Annotated in this window: 25 protein-coding genes; 12 read left to right on the top strand and 13 right to left on the bottom strand. The window is 70.4% G+C overall.

Translation table 11 applies throughout. The features are described from left to right. Positions 1–23: 23 nt before the first annotated feature. The 4 genes from ACFO0B_RS20100 to ACFO0B_RS20085 all read right to left on the bottom strand — a co-directional run bounded on the left by ACFO0B_RS20100 (position 24) and on the right by ACFO0B_RS20085 (position 3,034). Positions 24–875: an MlaE family ABC transporter permease gene (locus tag ACFO0B_RS20100; protein WP_378614063.1), complete on the bottom strand. Its 852-nt coding sequence runs from the start codon at positions 873–875 to the stop codon at positions 24–26. Positions 876–879: 4 nt separating this feature from the next. Further along, positions 880–1,644: an MlaE family ABC transporter permease gene (locus ACFO0B_RS20095; protein ID WP_233015775.1), complete on the bottom strand. Its 765-nt coding sequence runs from the start codon at positions 1,642–1,644 to the stop codon at positions 880–882. Between the two features lie 252 nt (positions 1,645–1,896). Then, the gene (locus ACFO0B_RS20090) at positions 1,897–2,802 is read right to left on the bottom strand and encodes a 3-oxoacyl-ACP reductase (RefSeq protein WP_378614062.1); all 906 of its coding nucleotides are present in this window, start codon (positions 2,800–2,802) and stop codon (positions 1,897–1,899) included. 43 nt (positions 2,803–2,845) lie between these two features. Further along, positions 2,846–3,034, bottom strand: a complete 189-nt coding sequence (locus tag ACFO0B_RS20085; protein WP_378614061.1) for a ferredoxin — start codon at positions 3,032–3,034, stop codon at positions 2,846–2,848. Between the two features lie 165 nt (positions 3,035–3,199). Here ACFO0B_RS20085 and ACFO0B_RS20080 point away from each other — a divergent pair, with 165 nt between their 5' ends. Further along, a complete protein-coding gene (locus ACFO0B_RS20080) occupies positions 3,200–4,393 on the top strand; it encodes an acyl-CoA dehydrogenase family protein (RefSeq protein ID WP_378614060.1) in 1,194 nt (397 codons plus the stop codon). Positions 4,394–4,418: 25 nt separating this feature from the next. After that, positions 4,419–5,522: an acyl-CoA dehydrogenase family protein gene (locus ACFO0B_RS20075; RefSeq protein WP_378614059.1), complete on the top strand. Its 1,104-nt coding sequence runs from the start codon at positions 4,419–4,421 to the stop codon at positions 5,520–5,522. A gap of 1 nt (position 5,523) precedes the next feature. On the opposite strand, the gene ACFO0B_RS20070 is transcribed toward ACFO0B_RS20075, so the two are convergent. Next, positions 5,524–6,150 carry a TetR/AcrR family transcriptional regulator gene (locus tag ACFO0B_RS20070; RefSeq protein ID WP_378614058.1) on the bottom strand — a complete coding sequence of 209 codons (627 nt, stop codon included), beginning with the start codon at positions 6,148–6,150 and terminating at the stop codon, positions 5,524–5,526. 75 nt (positions 6,151–6,225) lie between these two features. Here ACFO0B_RS20070 and ACFO0B_RS20065 point away from each other — a divergent pair, with 75 nt between their 5' ends. After that, positions 6,226–7,227 carry a saccharopine dehydrogenase gene (locus ACFO0B_RS20065; protein ID WP_378614057.1) on the top strand — a complete coding sequence of 334 codons (1,002 nt, stop codon included), beginning with the start codon at positions 6,226–6,228 and terminating at the stop codon, positions 7,225–7,227. Between the two features lie 64 nt (positions 7,228–7,291). Here the strand turns inward: ACFO0B_RS20065 and ACFO0B_RS20060 are convergent, their stop codons facing one another. Both ACFO0B_RS20060 and ACFO0B_RS20055 read right to left on the bottom strand, forming a co-directional pair. Next, entirely contained in the window at positions 7,292–8,146 is an 855-nt protein-coding gene (locus ACFO0B_RS20060; protein WP_378614056.1) for an acyl-CoA thioesterase domain-containing protein, read from the bottom strand. Between the two features lie 62 nt (positions 8,147–8,208). Continuing rightward, on the bottom strand, positions 8,209–9,852 hold the full coding sequence (locus tag ACFO0B_RS20055) for an acyl-CoA synthetase (protein ID WP_378614055.1): 1,644 nt from the start codon (positions 9,850–9,852) through the stop codon (positions 8,209–8,211). A 61-nt stretch (positions 9,853–9,913) separates the two neighbouring features. Between ACFO0B_RS20055 and ACFO0B_RS20050 the strand changes: the two genes are divergently transcribed. Then, positions 9,914–10,693, top strand: coding sequence for a crotonase/enoyl-CoA hydratase family protein (locus ACFO0B_RS20050; protein ID WP_378614054.1), 780 nt, complete (start codon positions 9,914–9,916; stop codon positions 10,691–10,693). 68 nt (positions 10,694–10,761) lie between these two features. Here the strand turns inward: ACFO0B_RS20050 and ACFO0B_RS20045 are convergent, their stop codons facing one another. Beyond that, positions 10,762–11,181 carry a VOC family protein gene (locus ACFO0B_RS20045; RefSeq protein ID WP_378614053.1) on the bottom strand — a complete coding sequence of 140 codons (420 nt, stop codon included), beginning with the start codon at positions 11,179–11,181 and terminating at the stop codon, positions 10,762–10,764. 119 nt (positions 11,182–11,300) lie between these two features. Here ACFO0B_RS20045 and ACFO0B_RS20040 point away from each other — a divergent pair, with 119 nt between their 5' ends. Further along, positions 11,301–12,302 carry a sigma-70 family RNA polymerase sigma factor gene (locus ACFO0B_RS20040; protein ID WP_378614052.1) on the top strand — a complete coding sequence of 334 codons (1,002 nt, stop codon included), beginning with the start codon at positions 11,301–11,303 and terminating at the stop codon, positions 12,300–12,302. A gap of 15 nt (positions 12,303–12,317) precedes the next feature. Here the strand turns inward: ACFO0B_RS20040 and ACFO0B_RS20035 are convergent, their stop codons facing one another. Further along, positions 12,318–13,355 carry an LLM class F420-dependent oxidoreductase gene (locus ACFO0B_RS20035; RefSeq protein ID WP_378614051.1) on the bottom strand — a complete coding sequence of 346 codons (1,038 nt, stop codon included), beginning with the start codon at positions 13,353–13,355 and terminating at the stop codon, positions 12,318–12,320. 62 nt (positions 13,356–13,417) lie between these two features. On the opposite strand from ACFO0B_RS20035, the gene ACFO0B_RS20030 reads away from it, so the two are divergent. From ACFO0B_RS20030 to ACFO0B_RS20010, 5 genes are read left to right on the top strand one after another with little or no spacing between them, the layout of a single operon-like run. Continuing rightward, positions 13,418–14,431 carry a Zn-ribbon domain-containing OB-fold protein gene (locus ACFO0B_RS20030; protein ID WP_378614050.1) on the top strand — a complete coding sequence of 338 codons (1,014 nt, stop codon included), beginning with the start codon at positions 13,418–13,420 and terminating at the stop codon, positions 14,429–14,431. Beyond that, positions 14,428–15,477: a thiolase domain-containing protein gene (locus ACFO0B_RS20025; protein ID WP_378614049.1), complete on the top strand. Its 1,050-nt coding sequence runs from the start codon at positions 14,428–14,430 to the stop codon at positions 15,475–15,477. The genes ACFO0B_RS20030 and ACFO0B_RS20025 overlap by 4 nt, the downstream gene beginning before the upstream one ends. Further along, on the top strand, positions 15,474–16,643 hold the full coding sequence (locus ACFO0B_RS20020; RefSeq protein WP_378614048.1) for a thiolase domain-containing protein: 1,170 nt from the start codon (positions 15,474–15,476) through the stop codon (positions 16,641–16,643). Before ACFO0B_RS20025 ends, ACFO0B_RS20020 begins: the two co-directional genes overlap by 4 nt. An 8-nt stretch (positions 16,644–16,651) precedes the next feature. Further along, the gene (locus ACFO0B_RS20015; protein ID WP_378614562.1) at positions 16,652–17,536 is read left to right on the top strand and encodes a TIGR03619 family F420-dependent LLM class oxidoreductase; all 885 of its coding nucleotides are present in this window, start codon (positions 16,652–16,654) and stop codon (positions 17,534–17,536) included. Further along, complete coding sequence (locus ACFO0B_RS20010; RefSeq protein ID WP_378614047.1) at positions 17,533–17,937, top strand: nuclear transport factor 2 family protein; 405 nt, start codon at positions 17,533–17,535, stop codon at positions 17,935–17,937. Before ACFO0B_RS20015 ends, ACFO0B_RS20010 begins: the two co-directional genes overlap by 4 nt. A 52-nt stretch (positions 17,938–17,989) precedes the next feature. On the opposite strand, the gene ACFO0B_RS20005 is transcribed toward ACFO0B_RS20010, so the two are convergent. Then, positions 17,990–19,231 (bottom strand): cytochrome P450, encoded by a 1,242-nt coding sequence (locus ACFO0B_RS20005; protein ID WP_378614046.1) that lies wholly within the window; start codon positions 19,229–19,231, stop codon positions 17,990–17,992. A 113-nt stretch (positions 19,232–19,344) separates the two neighbouring features. Between ACFO0B_RS20005 and ACFO0B_RS20000 the strand changes: the two genes are divergently transcribed. After that, positions 19,345–20,508: a steroid 3-ketoacyl-CoA thiolase gene (locus ACFO0B_RS20000; RefSeq protein ID WP_378614045.1), complete on the top strand. Its 1,164-nt coding sequence runs from the start codon at positions 19,345–19,347 to the stop codon at positions 20,506–20,508. A gap of 364 nt (positions 20,509–20,872) precedes the next feature. Next, the gene (locus tag ACFO0B_RS19995) at positions 20,873–21,289 is read left to right on the top strand and encodes a helix-turn-helix domain-containing protein (protein WP_011207048.1); all 417 of its coding nucleotides are present in this window, start codon (positions 20,873–20,875) and stop codon (positions 21,287–21,289) included. A 311-nt stretch (positions 21,290–21,600) separates the two neighbouring features. On the opposite strand, the gene ACFO0B_RS19990 is transcribed toward ACFO0B_RS19995, so the two are convergent. The 3 genes from ACFO0B_RS19990 to ACFO0B_RS19980 are packed head-to-tail and all read right to left on the bottom strand — an operon-like array spanning position 21,601 to position 24,457. Next, positions 21,601–22,608 carry a hypothetical protein gene (locus tag ACFO0B_RS19990; RefSeq protein ID WP_378614044.1) on the bottom strand — a complete coding sequence of 336 codons (1,008 nt, stop codon included), beginning with the start codon at positions 22,606–22,608 and terminating at the stop codon, positions 21,601–21,603. Continuing rightward, positions 22,605–23,105, bottom strand: a complete 501-nt coding sequence (locus tag ACFO0B_RS19985) for an ImmA/IrrE family metallo-endopeptidase (protein WP_378614043.1) — start codon at positions 23,103–23,105, stop codon at positions 22,605–22,607. Before ACFO0B_RS19985 ends, ACFO0B_RS19990 begins: the two co-directional genes overlap by 4 nt. Next, positions 23,102–24,457: a hypothetical protein gene (locus ACFO0B_RS19980; RefSeq protein WP_378614042.1), complete on the bottom strand. Its 1,356-nt coding sequence runs from the start codon at positions 24,455–24,457 to the stop codon at positions 23,102–23,104. The genes ACFO0B_RS19985 and ACFO0B_RS19980 overlap by 4 nt, the downstream gene beginning before the upstream one ends. Between the last annotated feature and the right edge of the window lie 45 nt (positions 24,458–24,502).

Genomic DNA, 24,502 nt, shown 5'->3' with positions numbered 1-24,502 from the left:
TTGCTGCGTCGTCATGGTCCGCGTCACCCCGAGAGATGGAAGTTGCCGGAGGTTCCGTAGATCGCCAGCGAGATCAGCAGCGTCACCGACACCACCGCGACCAGCGAGGTGCGCACGGCATTGCCGACCGCGATGCCGACCCCGACCGGGCCGCCCGACGCGGTGTAGCCGTAGTAGGTGTGGATCAGCATGATCGCGAGCGCCATGAAGATGGCCTGCGCGAAGGACCAGAGGATGTCGCTGGGGATCAGGAACGTGGAGAAGTAGTGGTCGTAGACGCCCGCCGACTGCCCGTAGATCACGACGGTGGCGAAGCGGCTGGCCACGAAGGAGGCGATCACCGCGAGCGCGTAGAGCGGGATGATCGCGATCATCCCGGCCAGCACCCTGGTCCCGATCAGGTACGGCACCGGCCGGATCGCCATGGATTCCAGCGCGTCGATCTCCTCGGCCACCCGCATGGCGCCGAGCTGCGCGGTGGAGCCGGCGCCGATGGTGGCGGCCAGGCCGATGCCGGAGATGACCGGCGCCGCGATGCGGACGTTGATGAAGGCGGCGAAGAAGCCGGTCAGCGCCTCGACGCCGATATTGCCGAGCGAGCTGTAGCCCTGTACCGCGATGGTGCCGCCGGCGAAGAGCGTCAGGAACCCGACGATCACCACCGTGCCGCCGATCACCGCGAGCGCACCGGTGCCCATGCTGATCTCGGCGATCAGCCGGATGGTCTCGGTGCGGTAGTGGGTGATCGCGCGCGGCACCGAGGCCAGCGCCCGCACGTAGAAGACGGCCTGCTTACCGATCGCGTCGAGCGAGTCCGAGCTGCGGCGCAGCCGCCGGACCGTGCGCGGGAAGCGGGACTGGATCACGAAGGCCATGGCGTCACCGCACCGTGAACTTGATGCCGGCCGCCGTGACGACCACGTTCACCACGAACAGGGCCATGAAGGCGAAGACGACTGTCTGATTCACCGCGTCGCCCACGCTCTTCGGCCCGCCCTTGACGTTCAGCCCGAGGTAGCAGGCGACCAGCCCGGCGATCAGCCCGAAGAGCCCGGCCTTGATCTCGGAGATGATCAGCTCGGGCAGGTGGGTGAGCAGCGTGATCCCGTTGACGAAGGCACCCGGGTTCACGTCCTGCAGGAAGACCGAGAAGAGGAAGCCGCCCGCGATGCCGATCGTGCAGACCAGGCTGTTCAGCATGAGCGCGACGAACATCGAGGCCAGCACGCGCGGAACCACAAGGCGCTGAATCGGATCGATGCCGAGCACCCGCATGGCGTCGATCTCCTCGCGGATGGTGCGCGCGCCGAGATCGGCGCAGATCGCGGTGGCGCCCGCACCGGCCACGATGAGCACGGTGACGATCGGCCCCACCTGGGTCACCGACCCGAATGCCGCGCCCGCCCCGCTCAGGTCGGCGGCGCCGATCTCGCGCAGCAGGATGTTCAGCGTGAAGCTGACCAGCACCGTGAACGGGATGGCGACCAGCAGCGTCGGCACCAGCGAGACCCTGGCGATGAACCAGGACTGATCGACGAACTCGCGCGCCTGGAACGGGCGGCGGAAAGCCGCGCGACCGACGTCGGCGGTGAGTTCGAAGAATCCCCCGACGGCCCTGAGGGGCACAGCAAGGACGGGGTTCATCGGCGATCCTCCTTGCTCGACCCTGCTTCGCATGATTAGAACATGTTCACCCCGCTCAGAGGGGGATTTCAGCACTTTGAAGTGCTGATTTCCTCCAATTTGCGGATTGAAATTGTAACGAGTATCTATTCAGAGTTGGACAGGTGTCTGTGAGGCACCCCACAGCGCAACCCCATTCCTACCCTGCGTGGCCGCCACGATCAACAGTCCTGGACAGGTGATCAACACGGCGGTCCGGGGGCGGAACAGCCATCAACCCAGGTCGGTCAGGGACTTGGCGGAAAAATTACGCCCCTCGGGCCGCTCGGCGAAGTAGGCGCCGAGTGTCTCGGCCAGTCCCGCGTCGGACCACTCCGGCCCGGCCGCGTCGAACCGCCGCTCGACCTCGGGCGCCGCCATGAGCGCCACCATCGGGCCGTAGACGACGAAGACCTGCCCGCTCACCGCCTCCGCGGCGGGCGAGGCCAGGTAGGTCACCAGCCGGGCGACGTGCTCCGGCGCCAGCGGGTCGACGTCGCCCTCGGGTGCGTCGCTGAAGACCGCCGCCGTCATGGCGGTGCGGGCGCGCGGGCAGATCGCGTTGGCACGCACCCCGAACCGGGCGAGGCCGCGCGCCGCCGTGAGCGTCAGCGCGGTGATGCCCGCCTTGGCGGCGGCGTAGTTCGCCTGCCCCTCCGGGCCGAGCAGCCCGGCTTCGGAGGAGGTGTTCACGATCCGCCCGTACACCGGGCCGCCCGCCGCCTTGGACTTGCCGCGCCAGTAGGCGCCGGCGTTCCTGATGAGCAGGAAGTGGCCGCGCAGGTGCACCGCGATCACCGCGTCCCACTCCTCGTCGGACATGTTGAACAGCATGCGGTCCCTGGTGATGCCCGCGTTGTTGACAACGATGTCCAGCCCGCCGAATGCCTCGTCGGCCGTGGCGATCAGCGCGTCGGCGGTCTCCCGCTCGGCGACGCTGCCCGCGACGAACTCCGCCTCGGCGCCGAGTGCGCGGATCGCGGCCAGCGTCTCGGCCACCGCCTCGTTCTCGCTCAGGTCGTTGACCACGACCGAAGCGCCCGCGGCGGCGAGGGCGAGCGCCTCCGCCCTGCCGAGCCCGGCGCCGGCGCCGGTCACGATGGCCACTCGCCCGGCAAGGATCGGTTCTGCTTCGCTCACGGCGCCGACTTTAGAACGTGTTCCAGTTCACCGCAAGCAATTCTCAGGAGAGCCGCAGCGCGGCCTTCGGGCACTGTGCCACCGCCTCCGTCACCGCGGGCAGGTCGCCATCGGCAACCTCGTCGCCGTGGATGTGCAGGTAGTCGTCATCATCGAGTTCGAACACGTCGGGGGCGATTCCGACGCAGACGCCGTTCGCCTCACACTGGTCGGTATCCAAGATGATCTTCATCGAGTTCTCCTCTGCCTCGGCTGCGGCTCGTGCGCCCGATCAGGTCCGGATCGTGGATCAATACTGGAACATGTTTCAGCCGATATGCAATGATCGGGGCAATCCATTTCCGTCGAAGCCCCTCGAGTGGCTCTCCTCGACCGATCCGAGTATGAGGTTCTGCCGATGCGCATCGCGTACACGCCGCAACAGGAACAACTCCGCGCCGAGCTCCGCGCCTACTTCGCGAAGCTGATCACCCCCGAGCGCCGGACGGCGCTGAGCGCGCAGACCGGCGAGTACGGCGAGGGCAACGTCTACCGCGAGGTCGTCGCCGAGATGGGCAGGGACGGCTGGCTGGCGCTGGGCTGGCCGGAGGAGTTCGGCGGCCAGAACCGGCCGATCCTGGACCAGCTGATCTTCACCGACGAGGCCGCCATCGCGGGCGCGCCGGTGCCCTTCCTGACCATCAACTCGGTCGCGCCGACGATCATGCACTACGGCACCGACGAGCAGAAGAAGTTCTTCCTGCCGAAGATCGCGGCGGGCGAGCTGCACTTCGCCATCGGCTACTCCGAGCCGGGGGCGGGCACCGACCTGGCCTCGCTGCGCACCGCGGCGGTGCGCGACGGCGACGACTACGTGATCAACGGCCAGAAGATGTGGACCAGCCTGATCGCCTACGCCGACTACATCTGGCTGGCCGTGCGCACCGATCCGAACGCCCGCAAGCACAAGGGCATCTCGATGCTCATCGTGCCGACCACGGCCGAAGGCTTCTCCTGGACGCCCGTGCACACCATGGCGGGCCCGGACACCAGCGCCACCTACTACCAGGACGTCCGGGTTCCGGTGTCGGCCCGGGTCGGCGCGGAGAACGGCGGCTGGTCGCTGGTCACCAACCAGCTCAACCACGAGCGGGTGGCGCTCACCTCCGCCGCGGCGCTGCAGCTCGCGCTGCGGCAGACCGTCGAGTGGGCGCGCGAGACCACGTCGCGGGACGGCAGCCGGGTGATCGATCAGGAATGGGTGCGGCTCAACCTCGCAAGGGTGCACGCCAAGGTGGAGCACCTCAAGCTGCTGAACTGGGAGATCTCCAGCCGCGCCGACGCGGGCGGCGACGCCGCGCCGCGGCAGTGGGACGCATCGGCCTGCAAGGTGTACGGCACCGAGCTCTCCACCGAGGCGTACCGGCTGCTCATGGAGGTGCTCGGCCCGCAGGCGTACCTGCGCCAGGACTCCCCCGGCGCGGCGCTGCGCGGGCGGCTGGAGCGGATGCACCGGGCCGCGCTCATCCTCACCTTCGGCGGCGGCACCAACGAGGTGCAGCGCGACATCATCGCCATGACCGCGCTGCGCCAGCCCGCCGCCGCCCGCTGAACTCCCCCGGAGAGGTCGAACAACCATGGATTTCACCCCCACCGAGGCGCAGCAGGATCTGGGCAGGCTCACCGCGGAGGTGTGCGGCAAGCTCGTCACCGCCGATCGGCTGCGCGAACTCGACACCACCGCCGTCCGCTTCGACGAGCCGCTCTGGGCGGCGCTGACCGAGGCCGGGGTGCCTGCGGCGACGCTGCCCGAGTCGGTCGGCGGCAACGGCTTCGGCGTGCTGGAGCAGACCGCGGTACTGCGCGAACTCGGCAAGCACGTGGCGGCGGTGCCGTACCTGTGGTCCGCGGTGCTCGGGGCCGGTGCGCTCGCCGAGTTCGGCTCCGAATCCCAGCGCGAGCTGGCCGGGCGGGCGCTGCTCACGGTCGCGCTGGCCGAGGAGCGGAACTGGGGCGGGGTTCCGGCCGCCACCGCCCGGGCCGACGGCGCCGCGCTGACGGTGACCGGTGAGCTGATCACGGTGCCGTTCGCGGCGCAGGCCGAGCGGATCCTCGTCCCGGTCGCGGTGGGCGACGCGGTCGCCGTCGCGCTCGTCGACCCCGCCGGGGCAGGCGTCACGATCACCGAGCAGCTGGTGGTCGACCGCAGCCCGGAGTACCTGGTGGCGCTCGCCGATGCCCCCGCCGAGCTGGTCGGCACCGTGGAAGACGGTCCGCGCGTGCTCGACTGGCTGCGGCTGCGCGCCTGGCTCGGGCTCGCCGCGCTGCAGCTCGGCACCCTGGAGCGGGCGCTGGAGCTGGTGGCCGGGTATGCCCGCGAGCGCGAGCAGTTCGGCAAGCCGGTCGGCAGCTTCCAGGCCGTCGCGCAGCGGCTCGCCGACGCCTACATCGACGTCCAGGGGCTGCGGCTCGCGGTCACCCAGGCGGCCTGGCAGCTGGCCGAGGGGCTGGACGCGGCGGGTGCCGTGCACACCGCCAAGTTCTGGGCCGCCGAGGCGGGGCACCGGGTCGCGCACACCGTCGTGCACGTGCATGGCGGGGTCGGGATCGACCGCGACCACATCGTGCAGAGCTACTTCATCGCCGCCAAGCACAACGAGTTCGCCCTGGGCGGCGCCACCGACCACCTCCGCGCCATCGGCGCGCTCTTCGCCGACCGGGCCGATATCGCCGCGGTCTAGCTCACGCCAGCCGACGGTTGAGCTCCTCGCTCGTCCGGAGGACGTGGTCGGCTGCGGCGTCGAAGGGGTCGACGCCACTCGTGATCAGGGCGGTCAGTGCCCCGACCGCCGCCGGGGCGGTGACAGCCCTGCGGTTGAGTTCGGCGGCGATGGCTTCGGCGGCGCCGAGGATCCCGATGCAGCGGAGCCGGAGCGCGCCGGGCTCGAGGGCGGTGTGCGGCGCGAGGGCGGCGGCCATCAGGTCGACGTAAGCGTCGAGCAGTGCGCGCTGGGCGGCTTCCGCTTCCGGATCGCCCTTCAGGGCCGCCGAGACGGCGGCGAACTCGGGCATGTCGGTCGCGCAGGCGAAGTAGGCGGCGCTCAGGACGGGGGCGATCTCGTCCGGCGCCGCGGTTTCCAGAGCCAGCGCGATGGCGGAGCGGTGTCGCTCGTCGAGCCTGCGGTAGAGCTCGAGCAGCAGCTGCGGCCGGGTTCCGAAGTGGCCGTAGACGATCGGTCTGCTCACCTGCGCGGCTTCGGCCAGGGTCGGCAGCGTGAGCCCGTCGGCGCCGCGGGTGCGCACGAGCGCCAGTGCGGTGTCGAGCAACTGCTCCCGCCTGGCCTGCTTGGTCAACCGGCTCGGTGTCATCTGTCCCTCCCTTGCGTTGCCGCCCAGTTTAGCTACAAAATGTAAGTTACAAAATGTAGCTACTCGGAGGACACTGTGAACCCGACGAATCCAGTCCTGCTCCTCGGCGGCTCGGGCCAGGCGGGCGCCACCGCGGCCGCACTACTGCGCCGCTGGCACCCGACCCTGCCGCTCACCATCGCCGCCCGCGATCTAGCGCGCGCCCAGCGCGTCGCCGACGAACTCGGCACCGCCACCGCCGTCACCGTCGACCTGCACCGCGCCGACCTCGGCCTCCACGGCGGAACGCACTCGGCGGTTGTCGCGGCGCTCTGGGACGACCGCCTGCACGGCCTGCGCCACGCCCAGCGGCACAACCTGCCCTACCTGAGCATCTCCAGCGGCCTCACCGACATCGCCCCCGAGGTCGTGCTGAGCGGCCAGCGGGCGGGTGCCGCGCCGGTGCTGGTGGCGAGCCACTGCTTCGCGGGCACCCTCACCCTCGCGGCACTGCACGCCGCGCGCGAATTCGGCCGGATCGAGACCGTCCGGCTCGGCGCCGTCCTGGACGAGACCGATACCGGCGGCCCGGCGGGCGCGGTCGACATGGAACGCCTCGCCGCGGCCCCGGACGCCGGATACGTCCGCCGCGACGGAGTCTTCACCTGGATCACCGGCAGCGACGCCGACGCGACCGTCCGCGGTATCGACGGCACCGAGCTTCCCGGCCGGAGCCTCGCCTTCCTCGACGTCCCCAGCATCGCGCTCGCCACCGGCGCCCACGACGTCCGCTTCGACCTCGCCGTCGGCGAATCCGCGAGCCGCCGCCGCGGTGAACCCGCATCGACCGAGGTCCGCATCGATATCGACGGCACCTCGAGCACCGGCGAATCGCTCGCCACCACCCACTACCTGGTCCACCCCGAGGGCCAGCGCCCGCTGACCGCCCTCGGTGTCGCCCTCGGCGTCGAGCGGCTGCTCGGACTCCGCGGTACGGCGGCGGCACCGGGCATCCACACCCCGGAGGGGCTGGTCGACCCGGCCTACGCGGCCGAGCGGCTGGCGGAGATCGGCGCGTGGCTGACCCGGACAGCCTGAATCCGTTAGCTGCACAGCCCGCGCGACGGCGGGCTGGTCGACCGGTTACAGCGCCACCGCTGAATCACGCACCTCGCCGCGCGGCGGCGGCCTTGCGACGATCATCCATCGCTTCGTTCTCCCGGGTGAAATCCACCTGCGCCGCCGGATTGGCGACCGCGGTGACGATGCAGCTGCCGAACACCCCGTCAACGTCGAAGAGCGTCGCGGTACCGACCGAGACTCCATCGACCCCGATGTGATTGTCCGCCTCCACCCCGATCGACTTCCCGCGCGGCAGCCGTGCCAGGGCCAGCGTCAGGTCACCGTTGATGAACCCGACCCCTTCGGTCCCCCAGTTCGTCATGAGGCTGGTCGATTCCCCGATGATCGCGGCCGCCGCGAAGGGACCGGCCGTCTCGTCGAGCACCACCGGAACCGGCTCCTGCCAGCAGCGCTTGCGGCTGTCGTTCTGGTGCTCACCGAGCTCCGAGCTCCACCCCGAGGGATGCGCGTCGCTGCCCCAGATGTGCGTGGCCCTCCCGGCGCGCAGCGCGGCGGGCGGCGGCGCGGGCTGCTCGGAGCGGGTCCAGAGCGCGCCGGGCGGCTGCTCGGAGCGGCGCAGGAAGACCGCGCTGGCCCGCGCCACGACATGGCCGTCCTGCCGCAGCTCGGCGTCGGCGACCACGATCCGCCGCCCGGTGCGCGCCGCGCTGGTGGCGATCTCGAGCGGTTTGCGCAGGGTCGGGCGGAAGAGGTCGACAGTGAGCCGCGCGGGCGCGAACTCCGGCGAGCCGTACTCCCGATCCAGACACTCGGCGAGCAGCCCGCAGAGCGCGGGCCCGTTCACCATGTCCGGCGACCACGCGCTGGCCGCCATGGCCAGCGGCGTGAACACCCGCTCGGCGGTGCGCTCGAAGAACGCCCACGGAAGATCCATCTCACCCTCCACAACAGCAACGGGCCGCCGCGCGTCCCCGCGCGACGGCCCGTCGAAAGCGCCTACTTGCCGGTCGCCTCGGCGTGCTCGTCGGCGGGCCGTGCCTCGGTCTGCTCCTTGGCCCAGCGGTAGTCCGGCTTGCCCGCGGGCGACCGCTTGATCTCGTCCACGAACCACAGGCTGCGCGGCAGCTTGTACCTGGCGATGCTCTCGCACATCGTCGGGTGCAGCTCGGCCAGGGTGGGCTTGGCGCCGTCGCGCGGCTGCACGACGGCCACCACGCGCTGCCCCCAGCGCTCGTCCGGGACCCCGACCACCAGCGCGTCGAAGACGTCCGGGTGCGCCTTGAGCGCGCCCTCGACCTCCTCCGGGAAGATCTTCTCGCCACCGGAGTTGATGCTCACCGAGCCGCGGCCGAGCATGGTGACCGAGCCGTCCTCCTCGACCCGCGCGTAGTCGCCGGGGATGGAGTAGCGCACGCCGTCGTACTCGCGGAAGGTCGCGGCGGTCTTGACCGGGTCGTTGTAGTAGCCGAGCGGGATGTGCCCCTTGCGAGCAAGGATGCCGATCTGGCCGGAGCCGGGCTCGACCGGCTTGCCGTCCTCGCCGAGCACCGAGGTGGAGGCGTCGATCTTGACCCGCGGCCCGCCGTCCGACGCGCTGCCCTTGGCGACGATGCTGAGCCCGGCGAAACCGGTCTCCGACGAGCCGATCGAGTCGGTGATCATGGTATTCGGCAGCAGCTCCACGTACTTGTCCTTGAGGCTGGGCGAGAAGAGCGCCGCCGAGCTGGCCAGCGCGTAGAGCGCGGAGTGCTCGTACGGCTTCCCGGTCTCCGGGTTGCCCTCGATCAGCGCGTCCAGCATGGGCCGTGCCATCGCGTCACCGGTGATGAAGACGACGTTGATGGTGTGCCGGTCGATGTGCTGCCACACCCCGTGCCCGCTGAACTCCGGGATCATCACCAGCTTGCCGCCGCCGAACAGGCTCTGGAAGCTGGCCCACTGCGAGCCGCCGTGGATCATCGGCGGGATCGGGAAGCGGGTCAGCCCGGGGTTCGCGGCGCCCTGCTCGGCCAGCTCGTACTCGGTCTCGACGTACTCGCCGGTCATGAAGTTGATGCCGCCGCCGAGCACCCGCCAGACGTCCTCCTGGCGCCACATGACGCCCTTCGGCAGGCCGGTGGTGCCGCCGGTGTAGAGCATGTAGACGTCGTCCGGCGAGCGCTCGCCGAAGTCGCGCTCGCCGCTCGCCGCGGCCAGCGCGGCCTCGTACTCGACCGCGCCCTCGGGGTACGGCGTGTCGGTGCCGTCCTCCACCACGACGAGCGTGCGCAGCGCGGGCACCTTCGCCCGGACCGCCGCGACCTTGTCGCCGTAGCGCCGCTCGTGCACGAGCGCCACCATGTCCGAGTTCTCGAAGATGTGCTGCAACTCGTTCTCGACGTAGCGGTAGTTGACGTTGATCATCACCGCCCGCGCCTTGAAGACCGCGATCATGGCCTCGATGGCCTCGATCGTGTTCCGCGAGTAGATGCCGACTTTGTCACCCGGACGTACGCCCTGTTCGAGCAGGTGATGAGCCAGTTTGTTGGCCCGCTCCTCCAACTGGGCGTAGCTGATCTCACGGGCGTCGTCGGCCAGAGCGATCCGGTCCGGCATGAGATCGATGGCGTGTTCGACGAGATCCGCTATGTTGTAGCTCACAGAGCTAAAAATAGAACGTGTTACTGTTTCTGACAAGCCTCAGAAGTCAGGAGAATCCGGTATGGCGCAGTGCCTCGTCGAGAAGCGGGACCACGTCCTCATCGTCACCTTGAATCGACCGGAGGCGCGGAACGCGCTGACCACCGAGATGATGGGCATCATGCTCGATGCCTGGGACCAGGTGGACGAAGATCCGGAAATCCGGGTCGCGATCCTGACCGGCGCGGGCGGCGCCTTCTGCGCGGGCGCCGATCTCAAGGGCATGACCAAGCAGCACCCGGGCGAGAGCTTCAGCGGCGGGTTCGACGCCACCACGCTGCCCGCGCTGCTCAAGGGGCGCCGGCTGCGTAAGCCGCTGATCGCGGCGGTGGAGGGTGCGGCCATCGCGGGCGGCACCGAAATTCTGCAGGCCACCGATATCCGGATCGCGGGCGAGAGCGCGAAGTTCGGCGTCTCCGAGGCGCGCTGGGGGCTGTACCCGCTGGGCGGGTCGGCGGTCCGGCTGGTGCGCCAGCTGCCGTACACGATCGCGGCCGACATCCTGCTCACGGGGCGGCACCTGACCGCGGCGGAAGCCAGAGAGATCGGGCTGATCGGTTACCTGGTGCCGGACGGTGGCGCCCTGGACAAGGCGCTGGAGATCGCGGCCGTGATCGCCGGGAACGGCCCGCTGGCGGTGCAGGCCATACTGCGCACCATCCGGGAGACCGAGGGCATGCCGGAGGACGAGGCGTTCAAGATCGACGGGGAGGTCGGGATGGCGGTCTTCAAGACGAAGGACGCCAAGGAGGGGCCGCGGGCCTTCGCCGAGAAGCGTAAAGCGGTCTTCACCGGCGAGTAGTTGGCGGCGTTGCCCGGTGCCGCGGCGGTAGGCGGCCACCGCGGCACCGGGCACTACCGCCCAGCGGGCTACTCCGCCCCGGGGTAGTCCATCCAGAACGGCTCCCAGGTGTGGCCGTCGGGGTCGATGAAGTTGCGGCCGTACATGCCGACGGCCGCCTCCTCCGCCTTCTTGGTCTCGTCGACCTCCTCGGTGGCGCCGGCCGCGAGCGCGGCCTCGACCAGCGCGTCCACCTCCTGCGCGCTGCCGAGCGCGAGCGCGTAGGAGGCGGCACGGGCCGCCACCGTGTCCGCGGTCGGGCGCTTGCCGAAGGTCTGGAAGTACTCCCTGGTCAGCAGCATCAGGCAGATGTTGTCGTCGATCACGATGCAGGACGCGTTGGCGTCGGTGAAGTCCTCGTTCACCTTCCAGCCGATCGCCTCATAGAAGCGCTTGGCACGCGGCAGATCGGCGACTGGCAGGTTCACGAAAATCATCTTGCTGGCCATGGTGGCCTCCTGACGTGGTGCGTTCGGGGGTCACCAGAAGAGACGGCACCGCGAGCCCGGATTCATCGTCGGGAATTTCGGGGCTCATTTCTGTCGGGGCGCTGTGGCAGGGTGAGCCCATGGAGACCCCCACCGCTGCTACCGGCGCCGGTGTCACCCCGGAGGTGCTCACCGCCTTCGAAGGGCACCGGCGCGAACTCTGCGCCTACGCGTACCGCATGCTCGGCTCCTCGTTCGAGGCCGAGGACGCGGTGCAGGAGACCTTCACCCGCGCCTGGAAGTCCTACGGCTCCTTCGAGGGGCGGGCCAGCCTGCGGTCCTGGCTGTACCGGATCGCGACCAATGTCTGCCTGGACATGCTGGACGGCCCGCAGCGCCGGGCCAGGCCGATGGACATGAACGGGCCCTCCCGCCCGGATTCCACGCTGCCCGCCCCGCAGCCGGACTACGTCTGGATCGAGCCGATCCCGAACGCGCTCGCCTTCGGCGCCGATCCGGCCGAGCACGCCAGCACCAAGGACACGCTGCGGCTCGCCTTCGTCGCGGCCTGCCAGCACCTGCCCGCCACCCAGCGCGCCATCCTGATCATGCGCGAGGTGCTCCGCTTCTCCGCGAACGAGACGGCGCAGGCGCTCACCATGTCCCCCGCCTCGGTCAACAGCGCGCTGCAGCGGGCGCGCGCCACCATGTCCAAGGTGACGCCGGCCGAGACCGACGAGTACGACGAGGCGAACGAGCAGCAGCGCAAGCTGGTCGACGATTTCGTCGCCGCCTTCGAGGCCTACGACATGGACACGCTGACCACACTGCTCAAGACCGACGTGGCGCTCTCCATGCCGCCGCTGGAGCTGTGGGTCTCCGGGCCGGAGGATGTCGCCGCCTTCATGCTCGGGCACGGCGCCGCCTGCCGCGATTCCCGCATGGTGCGGCTGGCCGGCGCCAACGGGCTGCCCGCCTTCGGGCACTACAAGCCGAGCGGCGAGCCGGGGCGTTGGACGCCGTGGTCGATCACCGTGCTCGAGCTGGACGGCGGCGCAGTGGCCGGGCTGAATTTCTTCCTCGACACCGACCGGCTCTTCCCGCTCTTCGGGCTCCCGCCGGAACTGCGGGAGCCCGCCTGATTTCTAGAACGAGTTCTAGCCCTGCACGAGGGGGGCGATCCGGCGCATGGACTCCAGGTCCGGCACCCCGATCAGGAGCATGGTGACGCCCGCCTTCTCCCAGACCGGGAGCTGCGCGCGCACGTGGTCCTCGTCGCCGATGATGGCGGTGTCGAGGATCATCTCGTCCGGCACCGCCGCGGCGGCCTCCGCCTTCTTCCCGGCCCGGAAGAGCTCGGTGATCTCGTCCACCTCGCGGTCGTAGCCCATGCGCCGGTAGACGTGGGCGTGGAAGTTGAGCTCGGGCGCGCCCATGCCGCCGATGTAGAGCGACATCACCCAGCGCATCCGCTCGATCTCGGCCGCGGCGTCGTCGGTGACGACCACCTGGCAGCTCGCGGCGATCTCGAAGTCCGCCCGCGAACGCCGGGCGCCCGCGCGCGCGAAGCCCTCGTCCAGCCACTCGTTGTACATCCCGGCGAGCCGGGGCGCGTAGTAGATGGCCAGCCAGCCGTCCGCGATCTCGGCGGTCAGCGCGACGTTCTTCGGCCCCTCCGCGCCCAGCCAGATGGGCAGATCCGCGCGCAGCGGGTGCGTGATCGGCTTCAGCGGCTTGCCGAGCCCGGAGGCGCCCGGCCCGGTGTAGGGCAGCGGGTAGTGCGGCCCCGCGCTGGTCACCGGGGCCTCGCGGGCCAGCACCTGGCGCACGATGTCGACGTACTCCCTGGTCCGCTGCAACGGCTTGGCGAACGGCTGGCCGTACCACCCCTCCACCACCTGCGGGCCGGAGACGCCGAGCCCGAGCACGGCCCGGCCGCCGCTCAGGTGGTCGAGGGTGAGCGCGTGCATGGCGGTGGAGGTGGGGGTGCGCGCGGAGAGCTGGACCACCGAGGTGCCGAGCCGCACCCGGCTGGTCCGCGAGCCCCACCAGGCGAGCGGGCCGAAGGCGTCCGAGCCCCACGACTCGGCGGCGAACACCGCGTCGAAACCGGCCTCCTCGGCCGCCGTCACCATCTCGCCCGCATTGGCGGGCGGGGCGGCCATCCAATACCCGAGCTGCAATCCGAACTTCACGATCGACCCCTTTCGCGGCCAACTGCTTGCCAGCAGAATAAGAACCTGTTCTACTCGATATCGTGACTCAGGGGAATACTGCTTCCGCCGTCGTCGCGGCCGCACCCGGCAATGATCCGGACCATGCGCCCGACGTACTCAGCGCGCCCCTGCGGGTGCACTTCGACTACACCAGATCGGTCGGCCCGATCATCGGCGCCTTCCTCGGCGGGCTGCGCGCGGGCAAGATCACCGGCATCCGCGGCTCGGACGGCCGGGTGCTCGTGCCGCCGGCCGAGTTCGACCCGGTGACCAGCGAGCCGCTGACCGAGTTCGTCGACGTGGCCGAGGTCGGCACCGTGACGTCGTGGAGCTGGGTGAGCGACCCGCTGCCCGGTCAGCCGTTCGACCGGCCCTTCGCCTGGGCGCTGATCCAGCTGGACGGCGCCGACACGTCCCTGCTGCACGCCGTCGACGTGCCGAGCGCGGACGACATCGGCACCGGCCTCCGGGTCCGGGTGCGGTGGGCGGCCGAGCGCACCGGCTCGATCAACGACATCGCGCACTTCGTCCCCGGCGAAACCGCCGAGCCCGCGGCGGATTCCGCCGTCGCCGAGCCGGTGACCATCCTGACCACGCCGGTGGAGCTGCACTACAACCACACCGCCTCTCCTCAGGAGACGGTCTACCTGCGCGGGCTGGCCGAAGGCAAGCTCATCGGCGGCCGCACCGACGCGGGCGGCAAGGTCTACTTCCCGCCGCGCGGCGCCAGCCCGACCGACGGCATCCCCACCGACGACATGGTGGAGCTCAGCGACAAGGGCACCGTCACCACCTTCTGCATCGTGAACGTCCCCTTCCTGGGCCAGCGGATCAAGCCGCCGTATGTCGCGGCCTACGTGCTGCTGGACGGCGCCGACATCCCGGTGTTGCACCTGGTGCTCGGCTGCGATGCGAGCGAGGTGCGGATGGGCATGCGGGTGGAGGCGGTCTGGAAACCGCGCGAGGAGTGGGGCCACGGGCTGGAGAACGTGGACCACTTCCGGCCGAGCGGCGAACCGGACGCCGACTACGAGACCTACAAACACCACCTGTGAGGCCAACCGTGACCGACCACGCCACCGACATCGCAGTCGTCGGCTTCGCCCACGCCCCGCACGTGCCCGAGACCTTCGGCACCACGAACGGCGTGGAGATGCTGGTGCCGATCTTCCAGAAGCTCTACGACCGGCTCGGAATCGACAAGTCCGACATCGACTTCTGGTGCTCCGGCTCCTCCGACTGGCTGGCCGGGCGCGCCTTCTCCTTCATCTCCGCGGTCGACTCGATCGGCGCGGTGCCGCCGATCAACGAGTCGCACGTGGAGATGGACGCCGCCTGGGCGCTCTACGAGGCGTGGGTGAAGCTCCGCTCCGGCCAAGCGCAGACCGCACTGGTCTACGGCTTCGGCAAGTCCTCGGCGGGCACCCTGCGCCGGACCCTCACCATGCAGCTGGATCCGTACCTGGTCGGGCCGCTCTGGCCGGACGCCGTCTCGGTGGCCGGGCTGCAGGCGCGCGCCGGACTGGACGCCGGCCGCTGGTCCGAGCGCGACATGGCCGCCGTCGCCGCCGGGGCCGACGGCGATGTGGACGCGCTGCTCGCGAATCCCTACACCGCCAACCCGTTCCGCGCGCACGACGTCGCGCCGGTGACCGACGGCGCCGCCGCCATCGTGCTCGCGGTCGGCGACCGGGCCCGCGAACTCTGCGACCGCCCCGCCTGGATCACCGGCATGGCGCACCGCATCGACTCGCAGGCCTTCGGCGTCCGCGACCTCACCCGCTCGCCGTCCACCGCGGCGGCCGCGCAGGCCGTCACCGGCGGCGACACCGCGGGCTTCGACATCGCCGAGCTGCACGCGCAGTTCAGCCACCAGCAGCTGATCCTGGCCGATGCCATCGGGCTGAAGCCGGAGACCAGGATCAACCCCTCCGGCGGCGCGCTGGCGGGCAACCCCATGTTCGCCGCCGGGCTGGAGCGCATCGGCTACGCCGCGGAGGCGATCATCTCGGGTTCCGCGAACCGGGCGCTGGCCCACGCGACCAGCGGCCCCGCCCTGCAGCAGAACCTGGTCACCGTCATCGAATCGGAGAACCGATGAGCTTCCCGGCCGCGGTGCTCGGCACCGGTCAAACCAATCACGTGACGAAACGCACCGACGTGTCCATGGCGGGCATGTGCCGGGAGGCGATCGATCGCGCACTCGCCGATTCCGGCCTCACCATCGCCGAGATCGACGCCGTCGTCGTCGGCAAGGCGCCCGACTTCTTCGAGGGCGTCATGATGCCGGAGCTGTACATGGCCGACGCACTCGGCGCGGTCGGCAAGCCGATGATCCGGGTGCACACCGCGGGCTCGGTGGGCGGCTCGACCAGCGTCGTCGCGGCGAACCTGGTGCAGGCGGGCGTGCACAGGAAGGTGCTCGCGGTCTCCTGGGAGAAGCAGTCCGAGTCGAATGCCATGTGGGCGCTGTCGATTCCGGTGCCCTTCACCATGCCGGTCGGCGCGGGCGCGGGCGGCTACTTCGCCCCGCACGTGCGCTCCTACATCCGCCGCTCGAGCGCGCCGCTGCACATCGGCGCCATGGTCGCGGCCAAGGACCGGCGCAACGGCGCCAAGAACCCGCTCGCGCACCTGCGCCAGCCGGACATCACCGTGGAGTCGGTGCTGGCCTCGCAGATGCTCTGGGACCCGATCCGCTTCGACGAGACCTGCCCCTCATCGGACGGCGCCTGCGCGCTGGTCATCGGGGACGCCGAGGCCGCCGAGGCGATCGAGGCCACCGGCCGCAAGGTCGCCTGGGTGCACGGCACCGCCATGCGCACCGAGCCGACCACCTACGCGGGCCGCGACCAGGTGAACCCGCAGGCCGGGCGGGACGCCGCGGCCGCGCTCTGGGAGGCCGCGGGAATCAAGGATCCGCTGGCCGAGATCGACGCGGCCGAGATCTACGTTCCCTTCTCCTGGTTCGAGCCCATGTGGCTGGAGAACCTGGGCTTCGCCGCGCAGGGCGAGGGCTGGAAGCTCACCGAGAAGGGCGAGACCGAGATCGGCGGCCAGCTGCCGGTGAACCCCTCCGGCGGCGTGCTCTCCTCCAACCCGATCGGCGCCTCCGGCATGATCCGTTTCGCCGAGGCGGCCAAGCAGGTCATGGACCGGGCAGGCGACTACCAGGTGCCGGGCGCGCGCAAGGCGCTCGGCCACGCCTACGGTGGCGGCTCGCAGTACTTCTGCATGTGGGTCGTCGGATCGGAGCGTCCGGAATGAGCACCCCGCTGAAGTTCACCGTCGGGATCGCGCTGAGCCCGCTCGAGCAGCTGCCCGCGCTGGCGAAGACCGCCGAGGAGGTCGGCTTCACCTCCATCGCGCTGCCCGACTCCCTCTTCTACATGGAGTCGGCGGCGGCCAAGTACCCGTACACCGCGGACGGCAGCCGGTTCTGGGGCCCGGACACCCCGTGGGTGGACCCGCTCATCGCCACCGCCGCGATGGCCGCGGTCACCTCGACGCTGCGCTTCTACACCAACGTGCTCAAGCTCGGCTCGCGCAATCCGCTGCTGCTGGCCAGGCAGGTCGGCTCGGTGGCGAACCTCTCCGGCAACCGGTTCGGCTTCGGCGTCGGCATCGGCTGGGCGCCGGAGGAGTTCGAGTGGTGCGGGGTGCCCTACGCGCGCCGCGGCGCCCGGGTGGACGAGATGATCGAGGTCATCAAGCTGGTGCTGGCCGGCGGGATGGTCGAGTACCACGGCGAGTTCTTCGACTTCGACCCGCTGCAGATCAGCCCCGCGCCGAGCGAGCCGGTGCCGTTCTACGTCGGCGGGCACACCAAGGTGGCGCTGCGCCGGGCCGCCAAGGTCGGCGACGGCTGGGCCTCGGCCATGATGACCTACGACGAGCTGGTCGCGACCATCGGCACGCTGCGCGAGTTGCGCGCCGAGTACGACCGCGCCGACGATCCGTTCGAGATCCAGGCGGTCTGCGTCGACAAGTTCGGCCGGGCCGGGTACCAGGATCTGGCCGACGCAGGCGTCACCGACGCCATCACCATGCCCTGGCTGGCCGATGGGATCGGCTTCGACGGGCCCATCGAGGCCAAGCAGGAGTCGATGCGCAAGTTCGCCGCCGAGTACATCACCGACCCGATCGTGGCCGCGTCGTGAGCGGCACGGCGCGCGAGGCCGGGCTGGCCTCGCAGGCGGCCGTGCGGGCTCGCGACAAGGACGCCTGGCTCGCGCTCTTCGCCCCGGACGGGGTGGTGGAGGACCCGGTCGGCCCCTCCGGCTTCGACCCGGAGGGCAGGGGTCACCACGGCCCCGAGGCCATCGCGGCGTTCTGGGACAAGGCGATCGCCCCCACCGACGCCATCGAGTTCCACTTCGGCGACTCCTTCGCCTGCGGCAACGAGATCGCCTTCACCGGCCTCATCCGTTCCACCCTCGGCGGGCACATCGTCGACGCCGAGGGCGTCTTCACCTACCGCGTGGACGACCAGGGACGCATCGCCGCCCTGCGCGCCTTCTGGGAAGTGGACCGGGCCGTGAAGACGGCTCGCCCCGCCTGACAGACCGGTACGGAAAAGCCCCCGCGAGATTCGCGGGGGCTTCTTCCATTGCCTACGGCGTGTAGTTCACCGGGAGGTGCTTGATCCCGTTCAACCACCCGGACCGCAGCCGCTTCTCCCCGCCGATCCGGCTGATATCCGGCAGGTGATCCGCGATCGCGTTGAAGATCAGATCGACCTCGAGCCGGGCCAGGTTCGCCCCGATGCAGAAGTGCGCCCCGGTCCCGCCGAACGACAGGTGCGGGTTCGGGTCGCGGGTGATGTCGAAGGTGTCGGCGTTCTCGAAGACCTCTTCGTCGAAGTTGGCCGAGCGGTACAGCATGACCACCCGCTGCCCCTTCTTGATCTCCACCCCGCCGAGCTCGACATCCTCCAGCGCGGTGCGCTGGAACGAGGTCACCGGCGTGGCCCAGCGGATGATCTCGTCCGCCGCCGTCGCCGGCCGGTTCTTCTTGAACAGCTCCCACTGGTCGGGGTGCTCGAGGAACGCCATCATGCCGTGCGTGATGGCGTTGCGCGTGGTCTCGTTGCCCGCCACCGCCAGCATGATGACGAAGAAGCCGAACTCCTCCTCGCTCAGCTTGTGGCCGTCCAGGTCGGCCTCGATGAGCTGCGTGACGATGTCGTGCGCCGGGTTGGCCTTGCGATCCGCCGCCATCTGGTACGCGTACATCAGGATCTCCGCCGACGAGGCGGCCGGATCGACGTCGATGTCCGGGTCGTCGTACCCGGTCATCTCGTTGGACCAGGTGAAGAGCTTCATCCGGTCTTCCTGCGGCACGCCGATCAGCTCGGCGATGGCCTGCAGCGGCAGCTCCGAGGCGATCTGCTCGACGAAGTCGCCGGTGCCCCTCTCCGCGGCCGTCTTGACGATCTGCTCGGCCCGGTTGGAGAGCTCCTCGCGCAGCCCGTTGATCACGCGCGGGGTGAAGCCGCGGCTGATGATCTTGCGCAGCTTGGTGTGCTCCGGCGCGTCCTTGTTGATCAGGACGAACCGCTGCAGCTCGATCTGCTCGCGGGTGATGTCGTCGTTGAACCGCGGGATCGCGGTGTTCTCGTGCGTCGAGAAGACGTCGCTGCGGCGCGAGATCTCCTTGACGTCGGCATGCTTACTGGCGACCCAGAACCCTCCGTCGCGGAACCCACCGACCTCGCGCGACTGCTCGTTCCACCAGACCGGCGCAGCCCGCCGCAGCTCGGCGAATTCCGCGGCCGGAACCCGCTCGGCATAGATGGCCGGGTCGGTCACATCGAAGCCCTCCGGCAGGTTCGGCCGGTTCCGTGTGTCTACCACCAGATGTCTCCTTCGACACTGTCCTCGAACGACAAACTGAAACACGTTCTACACTCATTACAGCACATAGTGCGTGAACACGTTTCATTTTTATCCCGAAGGAAAGGGTGGAGATGGGCACTCCCGTCATCGTCGAAGCGGCCCGTACCCCGATCGGCAAGCGCCGCGGCCAGCTCTCCGGCTTGCACGCCGCGGAGCTCCTCGGCACTGCTCAGCGCGGCATTCTGGAGAAGGCCGGGGTCGATCCGAGCCAGGTGGAGCAGGTCATCGGCGGCTGCGTCACTCAGGCAGGCGAACAATCCAACAACGTCACCAGGGTGGCGTGGCTGAACGAGGGGCTGCCCTGGCAGGCCGCGGCCACCACCATCGATACCCAGTGCGGCTCGGCCCAGCAGGCCGCGCACCTGGTGGCCGGGCTGATCGCGACCGACGCCATCGAGATCGGCCTCGCCTGCGGGGTGGAGGCCATGAGCCGGGTTCCGCTCGGCGCGAATCTGGGCGAGAACGCGGGCCCGCGCCGGCCGGACTCCTGGACCATCGACCTGCCGAACCAGTTCGAGGCGGCGGAGCGGATCGCCAAGCGGCGCGGCATCACCCGCGCCGACGTGGACGAGTTCGGCGCGCGCTCGCAGCGGCTGGCCGCGCAGGCCTGGGCCGAGGGGCGGTTCGACCGTGAGGTGCTCACGGTGAGCGCGCCCGAGGTGGACAGGGAGGGCAACCGCACCGGTCAGACGCTCTCGGTCAGCCGGGACCAAGGGCTGCGCGAGACCACCGTCGAGGGGCTGGCCACGCTGAAGCCGGTCCTGGATGGCGGCATCCACACCGCGGGCAGCTCGTCGCAGATCTCGGACGGCGCCGCCGCCGTGCTGCTCATGGATCAGGCCGCCGCCGAGCGGGCCGGGCTGCGGCCGCGGGCCCGGATCGTCACCCAGGTGGTGGTGGGCGCCGAGCCCGAGTTCCACCTGGACGGCCCGGTGCAGGCCTGCACCCGGTTGCTGGCGAAGTCCGGGATGAAGATCGGCGATCTCGACCTGTTCGAGATCAACGAGGCGTTCGCCTCGGTGGCGCTCTCCTGGGCGCGAGTGCACGAACCCGACTTCGACCGGGTCAATGTGAACGGCGGTGCGATCGCCATCGGGCACCCGGTCGGCTCGACCGGATCCCGTTTGCTCACAACGGCTTTGCACGAGCTGGAGCGGACCGGCGGGAGCACCGCGATGGTGCTGATGTGCGCGGGCGGCGCGCTCGCCACGGGCACCATCATCGAGCGGCTCTAGCCCAGAAGTGTCGATTCCGGTCGGTTTCGTTGAACGTTCATCTCCTAGTGGCGAGAACGTGTTGTACACCACATGTCAGCAAACCGACCGGAATAGATGAGACATCAGCTACTTTCGAGCGAACTTCGGTCCGGCGTCGACCGTTCGCCCGACAGGCGGGAACCGTTGCCATGTGCCGCTCGCCCAGAGACCCCCGCGTCTACCCGCAAACGTCGATTCGAAGCCACTTCAGTCCACGGAGTGGCGTGAGGCGTCAGGAAATACGCAATCAGGCGTAGGTTTTCAGTTACTGAGCCGCTAATATCAATGATAGGTATCCGAGATAACCTCTCTTAGTACAGCGAAGGGAATTGGGCGGCTCACAATGGCTGATTTCGCGGCGCGGCTGAACAAGCTGTTCGAAACCGTGCATCCCCCGGGGCGCAAGCCGCACACCAACGCGGAGGTTGCGGCAGCGCTGACAGCCTCCGGGCATCCGATCTCGAAACCGTACCTGTCGCAGTTGCGCTCGGGGCAGCGGACGAACCCGTCGGACGAGACGGTGGCGGCACTGGCCAAGTTCTTCAAGGTCAAGCCGGACTACTTCTTCAACGACATCTACGCGGCCAAGATCGACCACGACCTGGAGCTGCTGTCGCAGCTGCAGGGCTACGGGCTGCGCAGGCTGTCGAGCCGGGCGTTCGACCTCTCCGAAGAATCGCAGAACCTTCTCACCTCCATGGCGGAGAAGTTGCGAGCCAGCGAGGGATTGCCGGAAATTCCTCCGGACGGGACGGAATAGGGTTACACGACAACGCGGAGCGGTGCGGTCCAGGGGGCCGCACCGCTCCGCTTTGTGATCTATCACAACGTGGCAGCTCCGCGCCGGGACACTTCCCGGACATCCGGGTGTCCAGTGTGTGCGCTTAACGTTCATCTGCACGTGCATTCGCAAAAATGCACGGGCGAAGCGAAACGGATTCCCGTCAGATCGATAGTGGTGGTTCCGCCGACATTCCATCCGGCAGCGATTCCGACCCATCGGTCCGATCGGCGAATCTCCAGCGGACCCCTCGAGTGCCCCCGGAATTACGGGCACCCGGATTCATCCGATCAATGTCGGAGGTGCGCGCCGCGGCCCGGTTCGAAGGCGCGGGCAATCGCCCGCACCCAACCGCGCGGGCTGATTCCGGCGGGCGGCGCGAGCCAGCGCGCGTCCACCCCGTCGGTGCCGCGCGGATCGCGCGCCCAGCGGGCGACCGCGGCCGCCCGTTCGGGCACCGAGGCAGGCGGCCCGCCCGCGGCGAACCGCGCTCCGCCGCCCGCCTGCAGGTAGAGCGCGTCCATGATCTGGGTGATCTGGTCCGAGGCGCGCAGCTGGGTCGACCACGCCGACTGCTCGTGCGCGATGACCTGCGGAAAGCGGTGCACCAGCAAGCTGTGCAGCGCGTGCGTGCGGCGCATGAGCAGCCGGGCGCGCACCCACAGCTCGACCACGATCCAGACCGCGCCGAGCCCGATCAGCAGCGCCGCGAGCTCCCACAGCAGGCCGAACGGGAGCGCCGCGCCCGCCGCCCGCGCCGGCTCCCCCGCCGCGGCCGCGCGGATCTCGCCCGCGGCGAGCACCCCGACCAGGGCGGTGCCCGCGGTGTAGAGCGCGATGCCGCGGCCGAGCGCGGTCCAGTCCAGGTTGCGCAGGCCGGTGACCACCACCAGTAGGCAGCCGAGCGCGACGACGGCCCAGCCGAAGGTGGTCGACCAGGCGATCGCCACCACCGCGGTCGCGCTGCCGATGCCGTAGATGCCGGCCGCGATCCGGCGCAGGTTGCCGCGCGAGACCACCGGCCAGGCCGCCGAGGCCACCACCGAGGTGGCGGTGGCGAAGCCGATCCAGGCGGCGGTGTGGATCGCGCTGGAGAGCAGCCCGGACGGCACCCCGCCGGGCAGCGCGTGATCGAGCGCGAGGCCGATCTCCGGCACCGCGGTGGTCGCCGCGGTGGCCACCGCGGCGACCGCGACCACGATCGCCACCCGCGCGGTGGTGGCCGGCTTGACCAGTACCCGCCCCACCCGCGCACCCGCGGCGATCCAGACCAGCAGGGCGGTGATCCACGGCGTCATCCGAGTGCCTCGTCGAATCGCAGGACCGAGACGCCCGCGCCCCGGTTGGTGAAGACGCGCAGCCGCGTCATGAGCATGGCGGCGAAGGTCTCGGCCTCCCACTCGGCGTGCTCGTCGGCGCCGTCTTCGACGATCTCGTGCGCGCGCTGGCTGAGCATGTAGGCGATCAGGTCGTCGCTCGCGGCCAGGGTGACCTCCTCGGCGGGCGCGCCCTCGTGCGCGAAGACGATGTGGCCGAGTTCGTGGGCGAGGGTGTGGTCGCGGCCGGGCAGCGTCTCGGCGAGCACGATCACGTCGCGCTCCGGGTAGCGGCGGCGCTGGCCGCAGACGCCGGGGCCGAGCCTGGCGCTGGTGATCTCGATGTCCCGGCCGCGCTCCCGGCCGATGGCGAGCACCACCTCGTCCAGGGTGGTGGCGTCGGAGTCGGCGGCGACCGCGCAGACGGCGTCGACCGCGGCGGCGACGCGGCGATACGAGCGGGAGAGGGTTCTGGTCATCGGTCGCGTCCCCGTCCGAAGAATTCGGCCCGCGCGGCGTCGAGCCTGGCCTGCGCGGCGGCAGCGCTGCGGAAGCTCACGACGCCGGAGGCGGCTGCCGCCATGGCCATGGCGGCGAGGCCGCCGAGTACCGGGAGGAGCGGGGCGGCGGGGATCGGGTCGCCGTCGGCGGTGGCGCGGATCTCGGGATCCGGTGGGTTCGGTTGCGGCGGGGCATTTTCCGGTGCGCCGATCGGGATCGGGGTTCCCGGTGGGGCGGCGGGTCCAGGTGGCGCGACGGGCGCGACGGAGTTCGGCGGCCCGGCGGGCGCGACGGAGTTCGGCGGCCCGGCGGGCGCGACAGAGTTCGGCGGCCTCGCGGGCGCGACAGAGTTCGGCGGCCTCGCGGGCGCGACGGAGTTCGGCGGCGCACCGGGCGCGGCCGGGTCCGGCGATGAATCCGGTGCGGCGGAATCGGGGACCGCGAGGGTGCCGGGCGTGTCCGCGCTGTCGGCGCCCCCACCCGTGCCCGGCGCCTCGGGGCTGCCCGGCACCCGGGGGCTGCCGACACCATCAGGGCTGTCCGTGCCCTCAGGGCGCTCGGGACCCTCAGGGCCGCTCTCGCGCTCCGGGGCATCGAGTATGACCGGATTGTCCGGATCGGGCGTGCGCGGCCCGGAGGGAGCCGGTTCCACCCCGGGCTGCGACAGGGACGGGAGGGCGGGGAGCGGAATGAGGAGGAGCAGGGGGACGGCGGAGGTGAGGGCCAGTGCCGTCGCGGTGGAGATGACCGCGGCCGGGTCGAACGCGACGGGGTCCGCTTTCTCGGGTACGGGCGCACCGGAACCGGCCTGCCCCCCGATCGACCCGCCCACGCCCAGCTCGAGACCGGCGGATACCGAGAGCCCGACACCTCCGGAACCGGTTGCGCCCGCGCTGATTCCGGCCGACCCGATGAACATCGGGCCGAGCCCGGCCGAGCCGGCACCGAGTAGCACCGGGGGCGCGGCGACCGGTGGCGCGACAGTGGCGCTCACCGCCGCTCCGGCCTCGACCTTCCGCTCGAGCTCAGCGGTGCTCTCCGCGCTCGGCGCCTCCTCCGGAACGGCCTCCGCCGTCCGGGTCACCGGCACGCCCGTCGACGACGGCGAAACCTCCGTCGTAGTCGTCGGCAGCACCTCTTCGGTAGGGTCTGGCACGGAAGAAGTGGTGGTCGGCGCCTCCGACGGCGTCATGCTCGGCGTGGTGGTCGCGGACGGCGGCGCCGAACCCGTCTCGGACGGCTCGGCAATCGCCACGACCTGAACCGACAGCGCAATCGCGGCAACAGCCGCAGCAACAGCTATGCGGCGAACCGAACGACCACCGGGCATGCGCCAGCCCTCCCCTCCTGAAGCGAGCTCGACCCACGGGCCTGC

This window comes from Nocardia jiangsuensis, from assembly GCF_042650385.1.
Taxonomy (GTDB): Bacteria; Actinomycetota; Actinomycetes; order Mycobacteriales; family Mycobacteriaceae; genus Nocardia; species Nocardia jiangsuensis.
Note: the sequence above shows the minus strand (reverse complement) of the source record. Positions and strands in the feature narration are given on the sequence as shown.